Origin of the sequence: Catenulispora acidiphila DSM 44928, from assembly GCF_000024025.1 — a bacterium.
Taxonomy (GTDB): domain Bacteria; phylum Actinomycetota; class Actinomycetes; order Streptomycetales; family Catenulisporaceae; genus Catenulispora; species Catenulispora acidiphila.
On the sequence record NC_013131.1, the window covers coordinates 1,933,593 to 1,955,697 of the forward strand.

At 70.4% G+C, this 22,105-nt stretch carries 20 protein-coding genes; 7 read left to right on the forward strand and 13 right to left on the reverse strand.

Annotation, left to right across the window (positions count from 1 at the left end; translation table 11 throughout):
* The first annotated feature begins 30 nt into the window (after positions 1 to 30).
* Positions 31 to 888: a maleylpyruvate isomerase family mycothiol-dependent enzyme gene (locus CACI_RS45270; protein ID WP_012785920.1), complete on the forward strand. Its 858-nt coding sequence runs from the start codon at positions 31 to 33 to the stop codon at positions 886 to 888.
* Here CACI_RS45270 and CACI_RS08505 read toward each other — a convergent pair.
* Both CACI_RS08505 and CACI_RS08510 read right to left on the reverse strand, forming a co-directional pair.
* Positions 879 to 1,247, reverse strand: a complete 369-nt coding sequence (locus tag CACI_RS08505) for a hypothetical protein (protein WP_223297485.1) — start codon at positions 1,245 to 1,247, stop codon at positions 879 to 881. The genes CACI_RS45270 and CACI_RS08505 overlap by 10 nt on opposite strands.
* A 4-nt stretch (positions 1,248 to 1,251) precedes the next feature.
* Entirely contained in the window at positions 1,252 to 1,839 is a 588-nt protein-coding gene (locus tag CACI_RS08510) for an RNA polymerase sigma factor (protein WP_012785922.1), read from the reverse strand.
* Positions 1,840 to 2,034: 195 nt separating this feature from the next.
* Between CACI_RS08510 and CACI_RS08515 the strand changes: the two genes are divergently transcribed.
* Positions 2,035 to 2,547, forward strand: a complete 513-nt coding sequence (locus CACI_RS08515; protein ID WP_012785923.1) for an NUDIX hydrolase — start codon at positions 2,035 to 2,037, stop codon at positions 2,545 to 2,547.
* 115 nt (positions 2,548 to 2,662) lie between these two features.
* The gene (locus CACI_RS08520; protein WP_012785924.1) at positions 2,663 to 5,881 is read left to right on the forward strand and encodes a bifunctional [glutamine synthetase] adenylyltransferase/[glutamine synthetase]-adenylyl-L-tyrosine phosphorylase; all 3,219 of its coding nucleotides are present in this window, start codon (positions 2,663 to 2,665) and stop codon (positions 5,879 to 5,881) included.
* 41 nt (positions 5,882 to 5,922) lie between these two features.
* Here CACI_RS08520 and CACI_RS08525 read toward each other — a convergent pair whose 3' ends face one another.
* Positions 5,923 to 7,314 (reverse strand): serine hydrolase domain-containing protein, encoded by a 1,392-nt coding sequence (locus CACI_RS08525; RefSeq protein WP_012785925.1) that lies wholly within the window; start codon positions 7,312 to 7,314, stop codon positions 5,923 to 5,925.
* Positions 7,315 to 7,400: 86 nt separating this feature from the next.
* Here CACI_RS08525 and CACI_RS08530 point away from each other — a divergent pair, with 86 nt between their 5' ends.
* Positions 7,401 to 8,081 carry a TetR/AcrR family transcriptional regulator gene (locus CACI_RS08530; protein WP_012785926.1) on the forward strand — a complete coding sequence of 227 codons (681 nt, stop codon included), beginning with the start codon at positions 7,401 to 7,403 and terminating at the stop codon, positions 8,079 to 8,081.
* Positions 8,082 to 8,210: 129 nt separating this feature from the next.
* Here CACI_RS08530 and CACI_RS08535 read toward each other — a convergent pair whose 3' ends face one another.
* Positions 8,211 to 9,185: a phosphatase PAP2 family protein gene (locus CACI_RS08535; RefSeq protein WP_012785927.1), complete on the reverse strand. Its 975-nt coding sequence runs from the start codon at positions 9,183 to 9,185 to the stop codon at positions 8,211 to 8,213.
* 283 nt (positions 9,186 to 9,468) lie between these two features.
* Here CACI_RS08535 and CACI_RS08540 point away from each other — a divergent pair, with 283 nt between their 5' ends.
* Both CACI_RS08540 and CACI_RS08545 read left to right on the forward strand, forming a co-directional pair.
* Entirely contained in the window at positions 9,469 to 9,771 is a 303-nt protein-coding gene (locus tag CACI_RS08540; protein ID WP_012785928.1) for a UBP-type zinc finger domain-containing protein, read from the forward strand.
* A 160-nt stretch (positions 9,772 to 9,931) separates the two neighbouring features.
* Complete coding sequence (locus CACI_RS08545; RefSeq protein ID WP_012785929.1) at positions 9,932 to 10,114, forward strand: hypothetical protein; 183 nt, start codon at positions 9,932 to 9,934, stop codon at positions 10,112 to 10,114.
* A gap of 34 nt (positions 10,115 to 10,148) precedes the next feature.
* Here the strand turns inward: CACI_RS08545 and CACI_RS52160 are convergent, their stop codons facing one another.
* From CACI_RS52160 to CACI_RS08590, 9 genes are all read right to left on the reverse strand, one after another.
* Positions 10,149 to 13,157 carry a glycoside hydrolase family 38 N-terminal domain-containing protein gene (locus CACI_RS52160; protein WP_012785930.1) on the reverse strand — a complete coding sequence of 1,003 codons (3,009 nt, stop codon included), beginning with the start codon at positions 13,155 to 13,157 and terminating at the stop codon, positions 10,149 to 10,151.
* Positions 13,154 to 14,095 carry a Gfo/Idh/MocA family protein gene (locus tag CACI_RS08555; RefSeq protein WP_190276735.1) on the reverse strand — a complete coding sequence of 314 codons (942 nt, stop codon included), beginning with the start codon at positions 14,093 to 14,095 and terminating at the stop codon, positions 13,154 to 13,156. The genes CACI_RS52160 and CACI_RS08555 overlap by 4 nt, the downstream gene beginning before the upstream one ends.
* A 77-nt stretch (positions 14,096 to 14,172) precedes the next feature.
* The gene (locus CACI_RS08560) at positions 14,173 to 15,000 is read right to left on the reverse strand and encodes a TIM barrel protein (RefSeq protein WP_012785932.1); all 828 of its coding nucleotides are present in this window, start codon (positions 14,998 to 15,000) and stop codon (positions 14,173 to 14,175) included.
* Positions 14,991 to 16,214, reverse strand: a complete 1,224-nt coding sequence (locus CACI_RS08565) for a CehA/McbA family metallohydrolase (RefSeq protein WP_012785933.1) — start codon at positions 16,212 to 16,214, stop codon at positions 14,991 to 14,993. Before CACI_RS08565 ends, CACI_RS08560 begins: the two co-directional genes overlap by 10 nt.
* Positions 16,214 to 17,308: an ABC transporter ATP-binding protein gene (locus tag CACI_RS08570; protein ID WP_012785934.1), complete on the reverse strand. Its 1,095-nt coding sequence runs from the start codon at positions 17,306 to 17,308 to the stop codon at positions 16,214 to 16,216. Before CACI_RS08570 ends, CACI_RS08565 begins: the two co-directional genes overlap by 1 nt.
* A 14-nt stretch (positions 17,309 to 17,322) precedes the next feature.
* Entirely contained in the window at positions 17,323 to 18,153 is an 831-nt protein-coding gene (locus CACI_RS08575; RefSeq protein ID WP_012785935.1) for a carbohydrate ABC transporter permease, read from the reverse strand.
* Positions 18,150 to 19,064, reverse strand: a complete 915-nt coding sequence (locus tag CACI_RS08580; protein ID WP_012785936.1) for a carbohydrate ABC transporter permease — start codon at positions 19,062 to 19,064, stop codon at positions 18,150 to 18,152. Before CACI_RS08580 ends, CACI_RS08575 begins: the two co-directional genes overlap by 4 nt.
* On the reverse strand, positions 19,033 to 20,463 hold the full coding sequence (locus CACI_RS08585) for an extracellular solute-binding protein (RefSeq protein WP_012785937.1): 1,431 nt from the start codon (positions 20,461 to 20,463) through the stop codon (positions 19,033 to 19,035). Before CACI_RS08585 ends, CACI_RS08580 begins: the two co-directional genes overlap by 32 nt.
* Before the next feature lie 37 nt (positions 20,464 to 20,500).
* On the reverse strand, positions 20,501 to 21,241 hold the full coding sequence (locus CACI_RS08590) for a GntR family transcriptional regulator (RefSeq protein ID WP_012785938.1): 741 nt from the start codon (positions 21,239 to 21,241) through the stop codon (positions 20,501 to 20,503).
* Positions 21,242 to 21,326: 85 nt separating this feature from the next.
* Between CACI_RS08590 and iolB the strand changes: the two genes are divergently transcribed.
* Positions 21,327 to 22,097: a 5-deoxy-glucuronate isomerase gene (gene iolB / locus CACI_RS08595; protein ID WP_012785939.1), complete on the forward strand. Its 771-nt coding sequence runs from the start codon at positions 21,327 to 21,329 to the stop codon at positions 22,095 to 22,097.
* The last annotated feature ends 8 nt before the right edge of the window (positions 22,098 to 22,105 follow it).

Consider the following 22,105-nt stretch of genomic DNA (forward strand, 5'->3'; position numbering starts at 1 on the left):
AACACCCTGACACGCAGCCGGGAGCAGTTGATGCCGCGCACCCGTACCACCCTGGTCGAAGACCTCGCCGCCGCGCGCGTCGCCGTGCCGGCGCTCGCCGAGCGGGCGGCGCGGGTGGTCGAGGGGATGGGGGATCCGAAGGCGGTGTCGCAGCTGCCGGGGTGGAACGCCGCCGACGTCGCCGTGCACCTGGGGATGGCGTGCACCGCCTACTCCGCCGCGGCGGCCGGGGTGCTGGACGTCAAGCGCTGGGACAAGGTCGTGCCGGTGCACCCCGACCTCGCGCAGCGTGTCGCGGTGCTGAACGCCACCACGCTCGCGCAGGCCCATCCCGACGCCTACCTCGCGGTCCCCGGCCAGCTCCGCGACGGCGCCGCCGCCCTGGTCGCGGCGCTGGACGGCCGCGACCCCGACGAGCCGTGCGGCATCCCGTGGTTCGGCCTCGACACGCCGCTGTCGCTGGCCGCCGTGGTGGGGCTCTTCCTGAGCGAGACGGCGCTGCACGTGCTGGACGTGGCCCGCGCCTCCGGGCAGAAGTGGGTGGTCCCGCCGGAGATCGCGCGGCTGATCATCTCGCTGGCCTACCTCGACACCATCCCGCGCACCGTCGACGCCTCCCGCGCCGCGGCCGTGCACGCGGTGTTCCGCATCCACGTCCGCGGCGGTGTGACCATCGGTGTGGACGTCGACGGCCCGCAGGTCGAGACCCACCGCGACCCGGCACCGGCCCGCACCGACTGCCACATCTGGGTCGACCCGGTGGCCCTGGTCCTCACCGCCAGCGGCCGCAGCTCCCAAGCCCGCCAGATCGCCGCCGGCCGCATGGTCTCCTTCGGCCGCAAACCATGGCTGGGCCCGGTGTTCGGGCGGATCTTCGCTCACCCCTGAGAATCACGGCCCGGCACCCGCAACTCGCAGCGGCCGTCGACGCACTCGCGCCGCACCCTTCCCGCAGAGACGGTCTGGATCAACCCCATGGTCCAGCACATCGGACAACCGCGAAGTGCGAGCAGACCGACCGGGACCAGGAGCAACGCCGCGATCCCCACGAGCGGGATCAGAGCCAGACCGGCGACGATCGATCCGAAGCCGACAAAGCCGCGCGCCAGATGCCGCGGCAGGGAGGCGCTCGCGAACTGACCGGGTTCAGGCACAGCAGGCTTATGGTCCTCCGCCGCCACGAGTACCTGCACACCGTCATCCGCGACCGGCCGCACGACCCCGCCCCCAGCCACGAGCACCCGCACACCCTCACCACCCACGACCCGCCACCTCCGTTCCCTCCGTTCCGTCCGTCCCCTCCGAAACCAGCGCCGCCCGCACCATCGCCCGAGCCCGGTGCAACCGCGACTTCATCGCCGCCACACTCAGCCCCAGCTCCTGCGCGACACCGCGCCCCGACCAGCCCTGCACGTCCCGCATGATCAGCACCCTGCGCAGGTCCTCCGGCAGCGCCACGATCGCCGCGACGACCGCCTCGGCCTCCAGTCGCGCCAGCACGTCGTCCTCCACCGCGTCGCAGGCCACGTCGACGCCCCACGGTGTGTCCCGCCGCCGCATCGCGACCCGCGCCCGCCGCAGACACTCGTTCCGCACGATGCGGAACATCCACGACCCCAGCGCCGCCGTGGCGCGCAGCATGCCGATCCGGCGGTACAGGATGATCACCGCCTCCTGCGCGGCGTCCTCGGCGTCCTGGGGCGTCGCGCACAGGGTTCTGGCGAAGCGCAGTACGTGCGGGTAGGACCCCGCCACCAGTGCGCGCACCGCCTCGGCGTCGCCGTCCTGCGCCGCTCGCACCAGGCGCTCGCCCGGCCATGCCGTCGCCGGTTCACCCACGCGTCCGACCCCGCTTCCGCATCAGCGACACGGTGCACGCGCATACCAGCACCGCCGCCACGACTGCCACTGTCGCCCACATCATCCCGGTGTCCTCCTCGTGTACGCCCCACTCGGCCGTGCGGCCGACTCCCCGATAAGAGACACCGCGCCGCGAGAAGGATTCATCCGGGTTCCCCGTGCTTTGATGATCAGATGAACCCCGACGAAGAACTCGTCTACGAGGTCGACGAGAACGACCGGATCCTGCGGATCGTGCGCCGTGGCGAACTCACCGACAAGAGCCTGCGGCACCGCAGTGTCGACATCCTGTTCCGCGACAGCGCGGGGCGGATCCTGGTGCACCGGCGCGCCGCGGTGAAGCGCGTCTTTCCGCAGTACTACGACATGTTCGTGGCCGGCATGGTCCCGGCCGGCGAGTCCTACGACCAGGCCGCGCGCCGGGAGGCCGCCGAGGAGGTCGGGCAGCGCAACGTCGTGCTGCGGCCGGTCGGCAGGTGGCGTTTCGACGACGCCGAGGTGCCGCAGTGGGGCTCGGTCTACACCGCGACCGTCACCGGCCCGGTGGTCCCGCAGCCCGAGGAGGTCGAGTGGTTCGGCTTCCTCACCGAGGCGGAGCTGGCCGAGAAGATCGAGCAGGACGACTTCTGCCCGGACAGCCTGTTTTTCTATCGCCAGTACCGCAAGCTGCGCGGCTACGCGGTGTGATCGGCGGCGTGCCCGCGACCGTGATCGTGCCCTGAACAGCCCCGCCGCGCGCGAGGCGGCCGGCTCGGCGGACACCAGGCGCCGGTGGCGATCGCCGTCGGCTAGATTGGGCCGGGTGGCACAGACGGCGGCACTTGGCCGGGAACCGGAGTCGGCACGCTCGCGTCTGGTCAGGCTCGGGTTCGCCGATCCCGAATCCGCCCTCCAGACCCTGGCCGAGGCTCCGCTCGGGGAGCTGAGCGGCGACCCGCTGTTCCTGGAGGCGCTCGGCCGCACCGCCGACCCCGATCTGGCGCTGGCCGCCACCGGACGGCTCCTGGAGGCCGCCGGCGACGCCGAGACGCTGGCCGCCACCCTGGCCGCCGCCAAGCCCTTCCAGGACCGCCTGCTCGGCGTTCTGGGGGTGAGCGTGGCGCTCGGGGAGCACCTGGAGCGCCATCCCGACGGCTGGCACGGGCTCGTGGAGTTCGACGTCGAGGACCTCGCCCCGGCCTTCCGGCGGCTGATGCTGGAGGCGGTCGGGGCGGACGCCGCCGCGCCCGATCCGGTGGCCGCCCTCGCCGGGATCCCCGCGCGCGACGCCCTGCGCGTCGCCTACCGGGACGCCCTGCTGGGCATCGCCGCGCGCGACATCGGCGCCGCTCTGAAGGACGACGCGACCGCGACGTACGACCAAACGGCCGCCGACTTGTCCGACCTCGCCACCGCCACCCTGGAGGCGGCGCTCGCGGTGGCCCGCGCGGAACTTCCCGAGGATTCCCCGCCGGCCCGGCTGGCGGTCATCGCCATGGGCAAGTGCGGGGCGCGCGAACTCAACTACGTCAGCGACGTGGACGTGGTGTTCGTCGCCGCCGCCCCCGACGGGACCGACCCCGACGAGGAGCACCTGGCGCTGCGCACCGCGACCCAGCTCGCCGCGACGATGATGCGGGTCTGCTCCGACACCACCTCCGAGGGCGCCATCTGGCAGGTCGACGCCAACCTGCGCCCCGAGGGCAAGAACGGCCCGCTGGTCCGCTCGCTGGCCAGCCACGTCGCCTACTACGAGCGCTGGGCCAAGACCTGGGAGTTCCAGGCGCTGCTCAAGGCGCGGGCCGCCGCCGGCGATCCGGATCTGGGCGCCAAGTACGTCGAGGCCGTCACGCCGATGGTGTGGGCGGCCTCGCGGCGTGAGGGCTTCGTCGCGGACGTGCAGGCGATGCGGCGGCGTGTCATCGCCCACATCCCGGCCAAGGAAGCCGAGCGCGAACTGAAGCTCGGCTCCGGCGGTCTGCGCGACATCGAGTTCGCGGTGCAGCTGCTGCAGCTGGTGCACGGACCCACCGATCCGGCGCTCCGCCAGCGCGGAACCCTCGAGTCGCTCGCGGCTCTTTCCGCAGGTGGATACGTGGGTCGGACCGACGCCGGCGCGTTGGCAGAGGCCTACCGCTTCCTGCGCACGCTGGAGCACCGGCTGCAGATCCACCGGCTCCGGCGCACCCACACCCTGCCCGAGGAGAAGGTGGAACGCCGCCGCCTCGGACGGTCGATGGGTTTCCGCAAGGATCCAGTGGATCAGCTGAACGGTGAATGGAAACGGCACAAGCGGGAAGTAAGGCGCCTGCACGAAAAGCTCTTTTATCGACCGTTGTTAGACGCGGTGGCCCGCTTGACGCCGGGCCAAGCCGCATTGGGTGGTGCTGTTCACTTGTCGCCGGAGGCTGCACAGTCACGGTTGGAAGCACTCGGGTACACCGATCCCGCGGGAGCGTTGCGTCACCTGACGGCGCTCACCTCGGGGGTGAGCCGGCGGGCAGCGATCCAGCGGACGCTGCTGCCGGTCATGTTGGACTGGTTCGCGGACGCGGCGGACCCCGACGGCGGACTCCTGGCGTTCCGCAAGGCGTCCGAAGCATTGGGAGACACGCACTGGTACCTGCGGCTGCTGCGCGATGAAGGCGCAGCCGCCGAGCATCTGGCGCGCGTCCTGGCCTCCGGCCGCTACGCCCCGGACCTGCTGCTGCGGGCGCCCGAAGCGGTGGCCATCCTCGGCGATCCGGCGAACCTGGTGCCGCGCGCACGTCCGGTGCTGGAGTCGGAGATCCTCGCGGCGGTCGGCCGTGCCTCCACGCCCGAAGCGGCGGTGGCTGCGGCGCGCGCAGTCCGGCGCCGCGAGCTGTTCCGCATCGCCGCCGCAGACCTGTTGGGACTGCTGACCGTCGAGCAGATCGGCGACGGTCTCAGCGCCGTCACCGCCGCGACGCTCAGCGGCGCGCTGCAGGCGGCCACCACCGCGGTCGAGAACCGGCTCGGCACGCCGCTGCCGACCCGCTTCGCGATCATCGCCGCCGGCCGGTTCGGCGGGCGGGAACTCGGTTACGGCAGCGACGCGGACGTGTTGTTCGTGCACGATCCGCTGCCGGACGAGGGCGGCGAAGGCAGCGAAGGCAGCGAAGGCAGCGAAGGCAGTAGCGGCACAGACGGCAGCAGCGCAAACGGCAGCAGCGCAAACGGTGGCGGCGCAAACGGTGGCGGCGAGGCGAACTCCCCCCGCCGCGGCGTCTCCGCCCAGCGCGAACGCGCCGCGACCGATGCCGCCCACGCCGTCGCCAACGAACTGCGCCGCCTGCTCCAGATCCCGACCCCGGACCCGCCGCTGATCATCGACGCCGACCTGCGCCCGGAAGGACGCCAGGGACCGCTGGTGCGGACCCTCAGCTCCTACGCGGAGTACTACCGCCGCTGGTCGGAGGTCTGGGAGTCGCAGGCTCTGCTGCGCGCCGAACCGGTCGCCGGCGACCCCGAACTGGGGCGCGAGTTCATGGAGCTGATCGACCCGCTGCGCCGTCCTTCGTCAGGGCTCGATGAAACCTCGGTGCGCGAGATCCGGCGTATCAAGGCACGCGTGGAAGCCGAACGCCTTCCGCGCGGCGCGGACAAGGCGCTGCACACCAAACTCGGTCCCGGCGGACTGGCCGACGTCGAGTGGACCGTGCAGCTGCTCCAGCTCTGCTACGCGCACGAAATCCCCGCCTTGCAGACGACTCGAACCCGCTTGGCGCTGTCCGCTGCTGTGGACGCCGGACTGCTGGAAGCCGACGACGCCGAGATCCTCGACGAGGCCTGGATCGAGGCCACGCGCGTCCGCAACGGCATCATGCTGGTGCGCGGCCGGGCCAGCGACTCGATCCCGAACGACATCAAGGAACGCGCCGGCATCGCGATGTATCTGGGCTCTGAGAACAGCGAGGAGTTCGTCGAGGAGTACCGGCGCGGCGCCCGCCGGGCCCGGGCCGTCGTCGAGCGCGTCTTCTACGAATGGAACCACGACGCGGGACGGTCTCACGATTCGTGAGGCTGTTCCCGCGCCGTGTGCTCTGAGACCTGACCTGATCCTCAGCCGGCGCGCCCGAACAACCGCCCCGCGATGTCGATCCCGACGATCGCGCCGCTCTCGTCCCGGGCGAACACCCCGCGCTGCCCCTTCAGCCCGCCCTCGGTGATGATGTAGTCGTCGCCGTCCGCGGCGAGGAAACCCATGGCGGCGGCGGGATAGTCCGGCGGCATGTCGGCGTCGGAGGCGGCGCGGATCTCCGGCTTGATGCCGACCGCGAGGGTCAGGTGCTCGCCGTCGTCGGCGATGTCGAGGTTCATCGCGTCGATCTCGTAGCGGCCGACCACGGCGCGGTTGCGGTCGGCGTCATAAGCCACCGGCTCCGGGTCCTGCTCGACCACCGCGAGGAAGTGCTCCAGCGCCCACTTCACAATGTCCTGATTCAGCTGGTAGCCCTCGGTCGCGTTGCTCAGCACCGCGATCGCGAAGCCGCGCTCGGGGACCGCGAGCAGTTCGGCGAACTGGCCGTTGCCGCTGCCGCCGTGGCCGAAGGTGCGCACGCCGCCGATCTCGTTGAGGAACCAGCCGAAGCCGAACGCGTCGCCGAGCGTGGAGCCGCGCAGTTCGGACTTCGGCTCCCGCATCGCGCGGCGCGCCTCGACCGACAGCACCTGCTCGGCGGCGCCGACCTGCTCCCCGAGGTGGAAACGGGCCCAGCGCAGCAGGTCCGCGGCGCAGGAGACGCCGCCTCCGCCGGGGTTGTTGCCGTGCGTGCCGGCCGGGTAGGACTTCCACGGCGTGGCGGCGTGCAGGACGCCGTCGGCGTCGCGGTTGTGGCCGACCGCGAACGTGCGGACCATCACGTCGTCGAGGTCGAAGACGGTGTCAATCAGGCCCAGCGGGGTGAGGACGAGCTCGGCGACAGCCCGCTCGTAGGACTGCCCGGTGACCTTCTCGATCACCCGGCCCAGCAGGTTGTACCCGGCCTGGCTGTACGAGGCGCGGACGCCGGGCTCGGCGATCAGCGGGAGCGCGACCAGCTTGGCGACGAACGCGGCGAGCGAGCCGTCGCCGTCGGCTGTGCCGGAGTCCGTGCCAGTGCCGGATCCGGTGTCGATCAGGTTCCACTCCAGGCCGCCGGTGTGGTCCAGCAGGTTGCGGACGGTGATGCGCGCGGCGTGCGTCTCGTCGGCCAGCTTCAATTCCGGCACGTAGGTCCGCACCGGTGCCTCCAGGTCGATTCGTCCCTCGGCGGCCAGGCGCATCAGCGCGGTGGCGGTAAAGGATTTCGTCACCGAGGCGATGTGGAACAGGGTCCGCTCGTCCACGTCGACCGAGGTGAAGTACTCGCGTCCGTCGAGCAGCACGCCGACGCTGACGCCGGGCACGTCGTACGCCTTCGCCGCCTCGGCGACGAACGCGGCCAGTTCCTGAGCGGTGCCCTGCGAAGCCATGTCGATCTCCCCTGTCGCCTCTACTTTTACTTAGTTCAAGTGGAACCGTAGCCCGGACTTGAACTAAGTGCAAGTACACTGGCGCCATGCCCCGGAACACCCTCACCGCGGACCAGATCCTCCAGGCGGCCATCGCCCAGCTCGACGAGGAAGGGCTGGACGGCCTGAACATGCGCGCCCTCGGCAAGCGCCTGGACGTCGCCGCGACCGCCGTCTACTGGCACATCAAGACCAAGGACGAGCTGGTCCGGCGGGCCACCGACGCGGCCTGGGCCGAGGTCGGGCTGCCGGACCCGGCGCTGGTCGGCTGGCGCGAGGCGGCGGTGCGCACCGCGACCGGCGCGCACGCGATGTTCACCCGCCATCCCTGGATGGGGCAGGCGTTCGGCGGCTACCTGCTCTACGGTCCCGGCAAGTCCCGCCACGACGACCACCTGCTCGCGGTCTACGAAGCCGCGGGCTTCGCGCCGGCGGACGCCGACCGGGCCGCGGCGGCCGTGTTCACCTACGTGCTGGGCAACGCGCTGGCTCCGGCCGCGACGGTCGCCCTGAACCGGCGGCTGGCGCTCGGTGGGGACGATGCGGCGCGCGCGTTCACCGAGGCGAAGGAGAACTCGGTGGCGATCGCGCGGACTTTCCCCAAGCTGCGCGAGCGCGTCGACAGCCCGGCCGCCTCCTACGCCGGGACGCCGGAGGAGAGCTTCGCCTTCGGGCTCACGGCGATGCTGGACGGCTTCGAGGCGCGGCTGGCGGCGCTCGGGCGGTGAGGGCTGCGGGCGGCGCTGAGGGAGCCGCGCGAGCTGCGGACGGCTGCGGAGGGCTGAGGCGCCAAAAGAAAACGGGCCCCGTGAAGGGCCCGTTCGATCTGTCGCTTCTGCCGGTCGTCCGGCGGCTGGCTACGTCCGGGTGTGGATCGGCGGCCGTACCAGCTCCGCCGACACCCCGTCGTCCGGTTCGGGCGCCGTCGCCGAACCGTCGGGCTGGCGCGGCAGCGGGGCTTCTCCGGCGGGCTTCGGCACCGGCGCGAACACCGGCCGGCCCTGGATGATCCGCTGGACGAGGAAGCCCAGACCCAGGGTCACCAGGCCGCCCACCGCGTCCAGGACGTAGTGGTTGGCGGTGCCGATGATCACGGCGAAGGTGCAGAACGGGTAGGCGATGCCGAGCACCTTGACCCACCTGCGCTGCGCCAGGTGCGCGATGACGAGCGCGCACCACGTCGACCAGCCGATGTGCAGCGAGGGCATGGCCGCGAACTCGTTCGTCGACTTGCCCAGCCCCGCGACGCCGTCGGAGGTCGCCGACGTCTGACCCCAGGGGTTCAGCAGCTTGAAGGTGTCGACGAAGTTGCCGTTCTCCAGCAGGCGCGGCGGCGCCAGGGAGTAGAAGTAGAAGCCGAACAACGCGATCAGCGTCATCGAGATCATCACGGTCCGGATCGCGCGGTACCGGTCCGGGAACTTGAAGTACACCCACACCAGCACCGCGATCGGCACGATGAAGTGCAGCGTGGCGTAGTAGACGTTCATCGAGAACGCCAGCCAGCGCACGCTGTAGACCCAGTGGTTGAAGCTGCGCTCGAAGTTCAGGCCGAGGAAGTGCTCGACGCGCAGGATGTCGTGGCCGCGGTCCTGGGCCGCCGACTCGTGCGCCGGCGCGGCCAGGCGGGTCAGGGTGTAGAGGTAGTAGCCGAGCGCGATCAGCGCGATCTCCAGCCACAGCTTCGGCCGGTTGGTCGGCCGGAACTTCTGCGGCAGGACCGGGCCCGGGATCCAGCTCCGGCGCCGGGCGCCGGCCTGCGGCGCCGCCTCGACGTCTCCGTCGCGCGCCGTGGTCTCGGTGCTGTTTTCCAGCGGCTGTGTCGTCGTCACGAGTTCACCCCCATGACAGGCAAGTCTGCCAGGGTAGGCGTCGCACGTGCGTCATACCCCGGGTCCACATTCCGCATCACTCCATGGTAGGGCTTTGGCGTGCTCCGCGGCGGTCCCGCCGGGAAGGTCGTACCGGCGGGGGTAATCGAGCTTATCGCCGATCCGCTGTTTCCCGCGCGTCCCATGGCAGGTCATCTCCAGCCGCTACGCTCCGCGCCAACCGTCTGTGCGCCCCGTGACATCGGACGCGACGTGACGAATCAGACACGCGAGGAGCCACCTCATGCCCATCCCCGTGTACGTCCCCGCGAACGGCGGGCGCTGCGCCCACCTGGACCAGCTCCGCGACGCCGAACCGGACTCCGCGGACGAGTGCCGGGAGTGCCGTGCGACCGGCAGCCGCTGGCTGCACCTGCGCGAGTGCCTCATCTGCGGCCATGTGGGTTGCTGCGACAACTCGCAGAACCGGCACGCCACCGCGCACTGGCGGGCCACGGGACATTCGGTGATCCGCTCGCTGGAGCCCGGGGAGGTCTGGGCCTGGTGTTATCCGGACGAGGCGATGCTGCTGCGGGCGGATTGCTGAGGCGCGGGGCTTCGCGGCTGCTGTATTGCTGCTGCGTTGGCGGTGAATCGCTGCTGGTTCGCCGCTAGGCGCTCCAGTGGCCCGTCACCGTGCTCCGGCTTAGCGTGAGGTCACGGACGCCGCCGTCCCGCGGCTCCGGCAGGCAAGGAGTTGAAAGCGCATGGCCAAGAACAGCCCGGCCAAGGGACACCACGGACTCGGCGCGCGCGGGCAGGGGAAGCTCCTCTACTTCCACACCCGTGTCACCTACGCGATCCGCCACTCCAAGGAACAGATGCTTCGCAAGTACCGCAAACCACCGGAGTACCGGCAGGCGAACGGCCACTGGGCTGGTCTTCGGTAGCTGATATTTCGTCATTCGTAGTTCGGTGTTCGCATCAGCCTGACGCGCCCCTGGCGACGGTCGTGGAGACCTGCCAGGGGCGCATCGTCACCTGGTGGTGGTCGTGCGCGGTGCGGATCGTCGCCGTAGTCGGTTCCGGCGTGAGAGCGACCACGCGTACTTCGGGGTCCTCGCCGCCGACGTCGCGGCAACTACTCAGAACCACTCCGCGTCCGCCGATCTCGACGCCTCCCTTCGGGACCGCGGGGACGCTCGCCGGGTCCTGGCTGCGTCCGGCGAGGGTCGTGAACGGGTGGCGGTAGCGCTCTGCGGCGTCGAGGAGCCCTGATGTGTGCCACTCGCCGGCGTAGAGGAACAGGCCCAGCTCCACGGTGCGGACTCCACGGCATTGCGCGCCCGGTGTTGCCAACTGTGGTCCGGCGGGCTCCTCGCGCCAGGCGTTGTCGTTGCGCGAGAGCAGGCCGACGGAGCGCAGGAGGGTGAGCGCGAGGGTGCAGCCGTCGTCGACGAGTTCGTATTCGCTGACGTGGTCCAGCAGGACGGCCAAACCTCCGGCGGCGACCCAGCCGTACGCCGGGAACGTCGGCACGGGGCGCTCGCCGAAGCCGCCCTCGGCGGTCAGCGGCCGGTCCACGACGGCGAACTGCCCCTCGGCGTGCGAGTGCGTCGCCTGGCGGGGGAGCGGGAGGTGGAGGCGGACGCGGTGGTCGTCGCTGCGGTTGTCGAAGGCGATGCTGAGGCGCACGAACGGTTCGCCGAGCCGGAGCTCGAGGCGCGTGGTGATCTCGGTGGTGTGGGCGGTGTCGGCGCGGGAGCCGGCGGCGGCGTCGGCGTGGGTCGGCCAGTTGTACCAGCGCACTGATTCCAGCGACCCGGTGAGCGGACCGCTCCAGCGCACCCGGTTCCAGATCTCGTCGGGCGAATCGACGAGCCGGTCGTGCGCCGGCGGGGCGTAGTTGTACTCGTCGCCGAGGTCGCCGCCGTCCACGACCACGCCGAGGCCCGCGGCGTGCGTGCCGTCGGCGGCGAGGACGTCCAGGAGCCCGTCGGAGCGCAGGGCGACGTGCACCAAGCCGTTGTCGAGGTCGGACAACGCACGCCGGCCGGCAGCGATGTTCTTCATCGGCGAAGCCGGGACACTGCCGGCGGGCACCGCGGTGAGCGCGCCGAGCGCGAGCGGCCCGACATCGACGAGCGCGGCGACCGTGGCCCGCGGCTGAACGCGAACCTCGACACACCACGCCTCGACCGTCGCGCCGGCCGCGGCGGCACGCACGGAGGCGACATCGAAGACCAGATCGGACGTCGTCGCCAGCTCGAAGTCGATGGTCGCGGCATCCGGATCGACATGCCACGCGGCGATCTGCCGACCATAAAGCTCGCGACCATGAATCTTCCGCAGAAACCGGTCGAGATCACCAGGCGCCACCACCTCGTCGGCAAAGGACTCCTCGACCGTGTCCAGCACCTGATGCAGCACCTTCTCACCAGAAGCACCCCGCAAGGCCCGCCCCGCCGGCAGCTCCAGCGTCACCACCTCAGCCCGCCGCCACGGCGACGGATTGAACAGCACCTGCCCACCATCAGGCACAGACTCCGCAACCGCCCCCAACACCAGATCAACCACCCCGAGCCCCAGATCCCCAGCCTCAGCAATCCGCACCGCGACCTGATCAGCAGTGGCATCAACCCCGCAGCCCGTCACACTGTCATGACACGAAGAATCAACCAGCCGCCGCCACGCCAAATCCAAAAAAGGCCGACACACCGCCCCCGCCCCATAAAGCGCCGCAACCGGCTCCGCATACCGCTCAACCACCCGCTCAGCCCGACTCAACGCCTGCTTGAGCCCCACCCGCGACGACAACACGCCAGGCAGGATGTTGGCTCGCGCATGGGAACGCAGCTCGCCCCGGACGGTGATGGGACCACCGGAACCGGCGCCATCGATATCAGATTCAGCACCAACACCAGATCCAGCATCCGCGCCGCTGCTGCCGTGACGTTCGGCGCTACCAGCACCAGCACTGGATCCAGCACCAGCTCCAGCACCAGCACCAGCACCAGCACCAGATTCAGCATCCGCGCCGCGGGCTGCTCCACTGTCGCTGCCAAGTCCTTCGGCATTACCGGTGCCAGATCCATTTTCTGTTCTGATGTTGTTGCTGAGGCTCTCGGCTCGAGATCCAGCATCCGCGCCGCCGGCTGCCCCGATGCCGTCGCCGAGTCCTTCGCCTGCTTCGGCCGTGCCGGTGTGTGCGCCGGAACCGTTATCGGTCGCCGTATCGAAGAACCCTGCGAGGGTGTCGAGCCGGATGCGGACCGACTCCGCGTTGCCAGAGGCGCCCGCCACCAAGTCCGCCAGCCCCTCCACCGGTGCCGAGTGGTCCGTGCCGTACATTGCCAGGAGCGGGCCCTTCGGCTGCCAGTGTCGCAGGGCCCGTGCATGCTCCTCGGCGCGCTGGCGCACCACTGCTGGGTCGGGCTCTGTGAACACGCCTGCTGCGCCGCCGTAGCCGCCCTCGGGCAGGTAGCGCGTGCGCACTGCTGTGCCGTCCGGCGCTTGCCACCAGAACTCCGTCGTGTGCACCGCCTCCGGTACGCCGCGCCAGACGCATGCCTGCTCGATGCCCGCCAGCTGCAGGATTTGCGGTAGCTGCGCCGTGTGGCCGAACTGGTCCGGCAGGTAGCCGATCCGCATTGCGCCGCCGAGTTCGTTCGCGCGGCGCAGGCCGATCTCCAGGTTGCGGATCAGGTTCTCGCCGGAGCACAGGAACGAGTCCGCCAACACGCGCCACGGGCCCAGCGCGAGCTGCCCGCGTGCGACCAGCTCGCGGATCAGTGCCTCTTGCTCCGGGCGGATCTCCAGGTAGTCGTCGATGGCGGCGGTCTGGCCGTCGAGGGTGAAGCGGGTGCGGGGGTCGGCGGCGAGTTGGGCCAGCAGGCGGTCCAGGACGGTCACCAGGCGGAGGCGGAAGCGCTGGAAGGGCTGGTACCACTCGCGGTCCCAGTGCGTGTGGGGGACGACGACGAGTTCGTTCATGCGCTCTTGCCCAGCGCGTGCAGGACTTTCAGCGCTGTGCGGACGTCGGCTGCGCCCTCGGCGGCGCCGCTCAGGGGCGGGGTGCCGGTGGTGGCGAGGGCGTGGAAGGCGAGGAGTTCGCGTTCGAAGCCGGAGTCGGCGCCGAAGAAGTAGGGGTTGGTGAAGGACAGGTCGTGGGTGCCGGCTTCGGTGTGCACGCGGACGCGTTCCTCGTATTCGGGATAGTCGGGCAGGAAGTGCCAGCGCACCGTGTAGCGGCCGTGGGGGAGCGGGCCGGAGAACTCCAGCGAGCCCGCCTCGCCGTCGCGCGCGCCCCAGGACGCCGCCGCGTCGACGTCGAGTTCGGCGACGCCCGCCAGCAGCCGGATCAGCGCCACGTCGTGGCACGCGCTGTCGAGCACCGCGCGGTACTCCCAGTGCTCGCGCGCCCCGGTGTGCTTCGGCGGCGGCGCGGCGGCCGGGGTCCAGTCCGTCGCCGGGAACCGCTCCGGGGGATGCAGGACGCTGACATCGATGTGCCGGATCGCCGCCGCGTCGAGGGCACCCAGCGCCTTGGTCACCGCCGGGTCGTACTGCTTCATGTAGCCGAGCATCAGGCGCTCGCCGGCGCCCGCCACCAGCGCCGCCTCGTCGGCGGTGTGCGCGAGCGGCTTCTCGCAGAAGACCGGATACCCGCGCTTGAGCGCCTCGACCGCCAACGACGCGTGCGACCCGGACGTCAGCAGCAGCACCGCGTCGAACTCGCCGCACCCGAACAGGCTGCGGGTGTCGGCGAAGACGCCGGAGCCGGGAACGCCGACCTGGCGCGCCACCTCGGCGGCGTACCCGGGCTGGGAATCGCAGACCGCTGTGATGCGGAAGTACTGCCCGAGTCCGGTCAGCAGCGGCAGGTGCACATGGCGCGCCACATGTCCCAGCCCGACGACCGCGACCCGCACCACAGAACCCTGATCAGCGTCAGAGACTGGACCCGTACCAGAACCCCGACCGCCGCCAGGAAAACCGAAGCCCGCCATCAGACCCCCAACCCCGCCAGCACCGCCCGGTTGTGCCGCATGTCCGCGATGATCTGCCCCAGATCCTGCCCACGGTCCGGCACGTCCTGCTCGACCACGATCCACCCTTCGTACGCCAGCTCCCGCAACGCGTCCAAGAACGCCGCCACATCCAGCGACCCCTCGCCGAGCCGGCAGAACGTCCCGTCCGCCAGCGCGTCCTTCACGTGCACGTGCCGCACCCGGTCCCCCCACCGCTCCAGCATCGCCAGCGGATCGCCCCCGGCCGCCAGCAGATGCCCGGTGTCCAGGCACAGCTCCAGCTCCGTCAGCTCCAGCAGCCGGTCGATGTCGTCCGGGGTCTCGATGCTGGTGTCCAGATGGTGGTGGAACACCGGCTCCAGACCGTGCTCGCGGCAGCGCGAGGCGGCCCGGTACGCCTGCCGGACCAGCAGTCCCCACCCGGCGGCGTCCAACGGCCCGGACGGCGGGCAGGCCAGCGTCGGCTTCGGCGCGAAGCTGCTCATGTCCGGGTAGTGGTTGCGCGCGTGCAGCAGTCGGGCGGTGTCTTCGAGGGCTGCCAGGTCCGCGGCGAACCCGTCGTTCTGCCCGAACCTCAGGTCGTGCCAACCGCCCGCCAGCGGCAGATCGGAGTCGTCGGCGGCCAGCACCTCGTCCAGGTAGCCGTGCGGCCCGAGATCAGTACCCTCATATCCGCAGTCCACGGCGATCCGCGCGTATTCCGAGGCGCTGATGAAGGGATTCGCGGTCGAGTAGATCCCGAAGTTGACCGGGGCAGTCGCGACCTTGACCGGCCATACCGGCGCCGGCGGCTCCGTCACGCGCACAGTGCCACCACCTCGTTGCGCCACGTCTCCAACCGGTACATGCCCGATTGCGTCGCCGGGAACGACTGCCGTCCGGCGCCGTCCGCGCGCACCACGACCCGCGTCTCGTCCGGGCGCACCAGGATCAGCCCGTCGGCGTCCACCGCCGCGATCTCGTCGCCGCAGCGCAGCACGAGCGGTCCGGTCCGGTCGGCGGAGACCGCCGTGCGCCCCGCCGCGATGCCCGCGAGGATCGCAGAGGTCATACACTCCTCGGCCAGCACCCAGGTGATCGGCGCGCCGAGCGAGGCCGGGGTGCCGCCGGGCTCGTGGAAATCGCTGCCGCCGACCGGGATGATCGCCGCCGGATGCCGCTTCATCCAGGCCAGCGGCCAGCCCCAGGTGCGGTCGAACCAGGACCAGTGCCAGATCTCCGCGATCGAGGGCTGCGTGGTCAGTTGGTGCCGCCAGGCGCAGTCCCCGGCCAGCGGATGGTTCACCGAGAACAGCGCGCCGGCCTTCTCCGCCTGCTTCATCCACTGCGAAGCCGGGCGCCGGAAGTCGATCCACTCCTTGGCGCCCCACACGTTCGCGTGGCCGAGGTCGGTCGTGACCTCCTGCCCCGGGATCAGCGTGACGCCGGACGTCGCGGAATGCTTCTCCAGCAACGGGTAGTGGCTGATCGTGTTGTGGTCGGTGACGGCCAGGAAGTCCAGACCGGTCTCGGCCGCGAGCTCGGCCAGGGCGCCGACGCTCAGCGTGCCGTCGCTGTGGTCGGTGTGCGCGTGCAGGTCTCCGGCGTACCAGCGCATACCCTCGACGCCCGGCAGCTCGCGGGCCGGCGGGCGTTGCAGGGCCCTGACGCTGTGGCTGCGGTACTCCAGAGTGCGTGCCGCCCGCTTGTCGCTGAACGTGATCTCCAGCGAGTACCGGACGCCCTCCGGCGGGACCCGGTGCAGCCCCAGCCAGACATGCCACACCCCCGGCAGGATCTCCCCGGGCAGATACCCCGGCGTCGAACGCTGGGCGCCGACCGCGAACTCCTGCCGCGCTCCGCCCGACCACCCGCGGAAGCCCTCGGGACCGGCGCAGCCGAGATCCAGGACGGCGCCGGCGGACCGGTCGTAGTCCAGCCGGACCTCGATCAGCGAGACGCCGGCCGGCACCTCGAACGGGACCGGGCGCAGCTGCTGCCGCAACCGGTCCTCCAGCCACCACACGCCGTCCAGCCGCATCAGCCCACCAACTCCCCATCCGCGTACAGCAGGGTCCGGTCTCTGCGGGGCAACGCCCACAGGGTGGCGCCGGGTTCCGGCTCGTCCTCCTCGGCCACCACGACCTGCACCGCGGTCCCGGCGACGTCCAGGGTGAGCAGCAGCGAGCTGCCGAGGTTCTCGGCGACCTCTACCGTGCCCCGAAACGCCCCGTCGCGCGGATCCGGCGATACGCGGAAGTACTCCGGGCGCGCGCCAAGGACCACCGCGGTGCGTTCGGCCAGTCGCTCCCCGGTCCCGTCAGGCATCGCGATCGCGGAATCTGCGACCAGAACGCGTCCGTCACGGACTACCCCCTCCAGCAGGTTCATCGGCGTGGAGCCGATGAAAGACGCCACAAACGTGTTCGCCGGCCTGCGGTACACCTGGCGCGGTGTGCCGAGCTGGCGGATCCGGCCGGACTGCATGACCGCGATGCGGTCCGCGAGCGCCAGCGCCTCGGCCTGGTCGTGCGTGACGAAGACCGTGGTGGTGGCGAGCTCGCGCTGCAGCCGCTTGAGGAACGTCCGCGCCTCCAGCCTGAGACGAGCATCAAGGTTCGACAGGGGTTCGTCAAAGAGAAAAACGGACGGCTCGGCCGCCGTGGCGCGCGCGAGCGCCACGCGCTGCTGTTGCCCGCCGGACAAAGCGCCCGGCCGCCGGTCCAGCAAGCCCGCGGTGGACTCGGTTCCGGTGAGCCCGAGTTCCGAGGCCGCGGCCAGAACCGCTTCCCGCTGCCGGGCTTTCGACACCCCGCGTACGCGCAGCGGATACGCGATGTTCTCCGAGATGGTCATGTGCGGGAAGAGCGCGTAATCCTGGAACACCATCGCCACGCCGCGCTTGCCCGGCGGCGTGCGGGTCATGTCCGCCTCGCCGATGTGGACCGCGCCGCTGTTCGGCGTCTCCAGCCCGGCCAGCGTCCGCAGCAACGTGGTCTTCCCGCAGCCGGACGGACCCAACAGCGCGAAGAACTCCCCGTCCTCGATCGTCAGGTTCAAGGCGTCTAGCGCGGTGACGCTGCCGCCGGCGTCGGCGAAGGTCTTGGTCAGATCTACGGTTCTGATTTCGGCCACAAGGACTCCTCCTCCTACCGCTTGATCCCGCCGTGGAACCGGAAACCGTAGCGATGGCTGACGAACAGGTAGAGAACGACCACCGGGATCGAGTACAACAGCGAGAAGGCCGAGATCAGCGCGAGGTTCGGCTGGCCGCCCTCGGTGTAGAAGGTGTAGAGCACCACCGACGCCGGGTACTTGTCCGGGTTCCGGACCAGAATGTACGGGATCAGGAAGTTGCTCCAGACGTTCACCACAGCCCAGACCGTCACGGTCGCCAGTCCGGGGCGGATCATCGGCAGCACGATGTGCCGCATGATCTGGAACGGCGAGGCGCCGAACACCCGCGCCGACTCCTCGTAGGACTTCGGCGTGCCGTCGGTGAAGTCCTTGAGGATGAAGATCGCCGCCGGGATCAGGCCGCCGGTGAAGACCAGGATCACCCCGACCCGGGAGTCGATCAGGTGCAGCTTGAAGGCCAGCTGGAACAGGGGCACCATCGCCGCCGTCCCGGTCACGATCGAGGACAGCAGGAGCAGCGTGTACAGGATGCCGTCGCGTCCCGGGACCCGCACCCGGCTCAGCGCGTACGCCGCCGCCGCTGCGAACCCCACTGTCAGCAGAGCCGTACCCCCTGCCAGCAGTAGAGAGTTCCACAGCGACGGCAGCGCATACGGATCCTTCAGCAGGACTGAGAAGTTGTGAAGAGTAAACGAGCTGATGCTCACGTCCAAGGTCGGGTGCGCGTTGAACGGCGCCGAGGCCAGCCACAGCATCGGCAGCGCGAAGAAGCCCAGCAGGACCGACAAGAACGTGTAGCGGCCGATCTTCGCCACGACCGCGCGCGGGGACGGATCCGTCATGCCGCCACCGGCTCTCGGCGCCGTTCGCGCAGCAGCCGCAGGTACACCAGCGCCACGATCAGGTTGATGAGCAGCATCAGCAAGGAGATCGCGGCGCCCAGGCCCATCTGCCCGTCGAACAGGGCGGTCTGGTAGATGTACACCGGCAGGATCTGCGACTTGCCGTTCGGTCCGCCGGCGGTGATCTGGTAGGGCGTGAAATCGTTGAACGTCCACAGCGAGATCAGCAGCAGGTTGGTCAGGATGTGGCCGCGGATGTGCGGGAACACCACATCGCGCAGCTGCTGCCAGGAGTTCGCGCCGAACATCCGCGCCGTCGCCAGCTGCGAGGGCGGCACGCTGGTGAGCGCCGCGCTGTAGAGCAGCATCGAGAACGCCGTGCCGCGCCAGATGTTGAACACGATGATGACCGCCATCGGGTGCTCGATCGCCCACGCCGTGCCCGGGGTGTGCAGCAGGGCGTTCAGCGTGCCGGAGTCGCGGTCCAGCATCGCCACCCACAAGAACGCCACCACCGAACTCGGCAGGATCCAGGCCAGCAGCACCAGCGCCTCGATGAGCCGTTTGAGCCAGCCGGTGGCGTCGCGCAGCATCCAGGCGATCGCGAAGCCCAGCGCCGCCTGGCCGACCACCGCCGAGAGCAGCACGTACTCCAGCGTCAGCCACAGCGAGTGGTGGAAGCCGGGGTCCTGGACGACGTTGGTGTAGTTCTGCAGTCCCACGCCGTGCGGATGGCGCGCGGCGAAGCCGGTCAGCCGGTAGTTGGTCGTGCCCAGATACAGGGTCCACAGCGCGGGGAAGACGAGGAACGCGGCGACGACGAGCAGGGCGGGCGCGGTGATCGCCGCCGCGCCTGCCCTGCCCAGCCCCGCCGGATCCTCAGCTGCCCGCGGCGATGCTGTCCGCGCCAACGAGCCCCTCCAACGCCTTCTCGTAGGCCGCCGCGGCCTGCTCCGGGCTCTTGCCGCCGACCACGTCCGCGACCGCCTTCTGGACCAGGCTCGACACGTCGTTGTACGCCGCCTGCGACGGCCGGAACGCGGTGATCGGCAGCACCTTGTCGGTGGCGAACTTCAGCATCGGGTCGTTGCCGAGCACCTGCTGGTTCACGTCGGTCCGGGCGGTGAGCAGCGGCGCGCCGCTGATCCGGGACTCGGTCTCGGTCTTGGAGTTCAGGAACGCCAGGAAGTCCCACGCCGCCTGCGGATACTTGGTCTTGGGATTGATGGACCAGTCCGAACCGCCCGAGTAGGACACGAAGCCCTGGCCCTTCACACCCGAGCTCGGGGTCTGCGACGGGATCAGCGCGTAGCCGACATCGGTGTCGCGGTCGGCCATCGGCGCGGTGCCGCCGGTGGGATTCAGGACCGAGCGCCACATGTAGTCGGACTCGGCGTAGATGCCGATCTTGTTCGCCGCGAACTCGGTGAAGGACTTGTCGCGGCCCTTGGCGTCCTCCTGCAACACCGGATCGCCGTAACCGCCGCCGTAGATCTTCTGGTAGAAGCCGAGCGCCGAGGTGAACGCCGTGCCGGCCTTCATCCACTTGCCGTTCGCCCACAACGAGCCGCCCGCGCCGGACAGCAGCGGCAGGAAGCCCTGCATCGTCGTGGCCTCGCCCATCGGGACGCCGCCGTCCCACTGGACCGGGGTGACCCCTGGCAGGGTCTTGAGTTTGGCGGCCGCGTCGTAGAGGTCCTGCCAACTCGTCGGCTGCCAGTCGGCGGGCAGCCCGGCCTGCGCGAACAGCTTCTTGTTGAAGAAGATGACGCGGGCGTCGGTGCCGTTCGGGACGCCGAAACGCTTGCCCTGGTACTCGCCGAGGGCTTGGACGGCTTGGGTGATCTGCGACCAGCCGTCCCAGCTGTCGACCTGGGCTCCGGCCACCTGATTCAGCGGCTTGACATAGCCGGCGTCGGCGAACTCGCCGACCCAGATGCCGTCCAGGGAGAAGACGTCGTCGCCGGTGCCGGACTGCAGGTCCAGGGCGAGCTTGGACTTGTAGGCGTTGTCGTCCACGCCGTTGGGCCGGAAGGTGACGTGGGCGGTGATCCCCTTGGCCGCCTCGGCTTTCACGAAGTCCGGGATCAGCGTCTTCTGGATCCAGTTCGCCTCGTTGCTGTTCTTCCCGCCCGCGATGTCGTTGGCGGTGATCACCAGCGTGGGGTTCTTCGGCTGGTCGGCGGAGTTCACGGCGGCCGGCTTGGAACCGGAGGAGGAACTGGAGCAGCCGGCGACGAGGGCGGCGACGGCCGCGCCGACCGCTATCAGGGTTCGAAGGTTTCCGGACCGTGCGGAATGTGCTCCCATCGGTGCCTCCGCGGGTGTCAGTGCTACCCAGTGCTTGTCAGTGCTCTGTGACGGTGACTTCCAGGCTGTACCGGGACGCGCGGTAGATGTGGCTGCCGAACTCCACCGCCCGCCCGCTGTCGTCGAAGGCCGTGCGCTCCATGGTCAGCAGGGCCGCGCCGCGCCGTTCCTCCAGCAGCGCCGCCTGTTCGGCGTCGGCGGTGCACGCGCCGATCCGCTGCCGGGCCACGCAGATGCGGATCCCCGCCTTGCGCAGCACCTCGTACAGTCCCCGGGTCTCCAGCAGCTCCGCGCTCAGCGCCGGCACCGGCTCGGGCAGCCAGTTGCGCATCACCGCCAGCGGTTCGCCCTGCGAGCGGCGCAGCCGCACCACCTTGGTCACCGGCGTACCGGCCGGCAGCCCGAGCGCCGTGGCGGCCTCCGGCTCGGCCGGGACGCGCGCCAGCAGCAGCACGTCGGTGGCCGGCGCGCGCCCGCTGCGGGCCAGGTCGTCGTGCAGGCTGGTGAGCTCCATCTCCCGGCGCACCGGCATCGGCAGGATCTGCGTGCCCACGCCGCGCCGGCGCACGATCATGCCGCGGTCCACCAGATGCCCGATCGCCTGCCGCACGGTCGGCCGGGACAGCCCGAGCGACTCGGCGATCTGCACCTCGGAGTCCAGCTGGTCGCCGGGCTGGAGCGCGCCGGTGCGGATCGCCTCGGCGATCTGCTCGGCGACCTGGAAGTAGAGCGGGATCGGGGAGGAGCGGTCCACCTCGATCCGCGGTCGGATCCCCATGGGGGTCAGTATGCTGCGGTCACTATGTCCGGACAACAGGTTGACCGGGGAACCCCGTACTGCTATGCAGCAATCGGGAGGCGGTATGACACAGGTCGACATCACGCCCGAATCGGCAGGCTGGCGCTTTGCGGGACTGAAGACCGCGGAGTTCGCCGGTTCATATCAGTTCTTTACCGCAGGAGATGAGGCTTTAGTCCTGCCGTTGTCCGGTTCGTGCCGAGTCCGGTGCGGCGCCGAGGAGTTCCAGTTGGCGGGGCGCAAGGACGTCTTCGCAGGTCCCAGCGACTTCGCCTACATCCCGCGGGGCAGCGCCGTCCGGCTGACCGCGACCGACGGCCCGTGCCGGGTGGCGATCCCGACCGCGCGGGCGGAAACCGATCTGCCGTTCCGGTACGGCGCGCGCGAGGCGGTTCCGGTGGAGCAGCGCGGCGCCGGATCCTCCGCGCGGACGCTGCACAACTTCTGCGCCCCGGAAGCCTTCGAGACCGACCGGCTGCTGGCGGTGGAGGTGATCACGCCGGGCGGGAACTGGTCGTCCTGGCCGCCGCACAAGCACGACGAGGACGTCGAAGGCGGCGAGCGTGCCAAGGAGGAGATCTACTACTACGAAGGCGGACCGGGCTACCAGCGCGTCTACTCTTCGGCAGCCGGGGAGATCGACGTGCTGCGCGAGGTCAACGCCGGGGACGTGGTGCTGATCCCGTACGGCTACCACGGTCCGTCGATGGCGATGCCGGGCTACGACCTGTACTACCTGAATGTGCTGGCCGGCGGGGACCGCGGAGCGGGACGCTCCATGGCGTTCAGCGACGATCCGCGGCACGCATGGGTACGGCAGACCTGGAGCGCCTGAGGGGGACG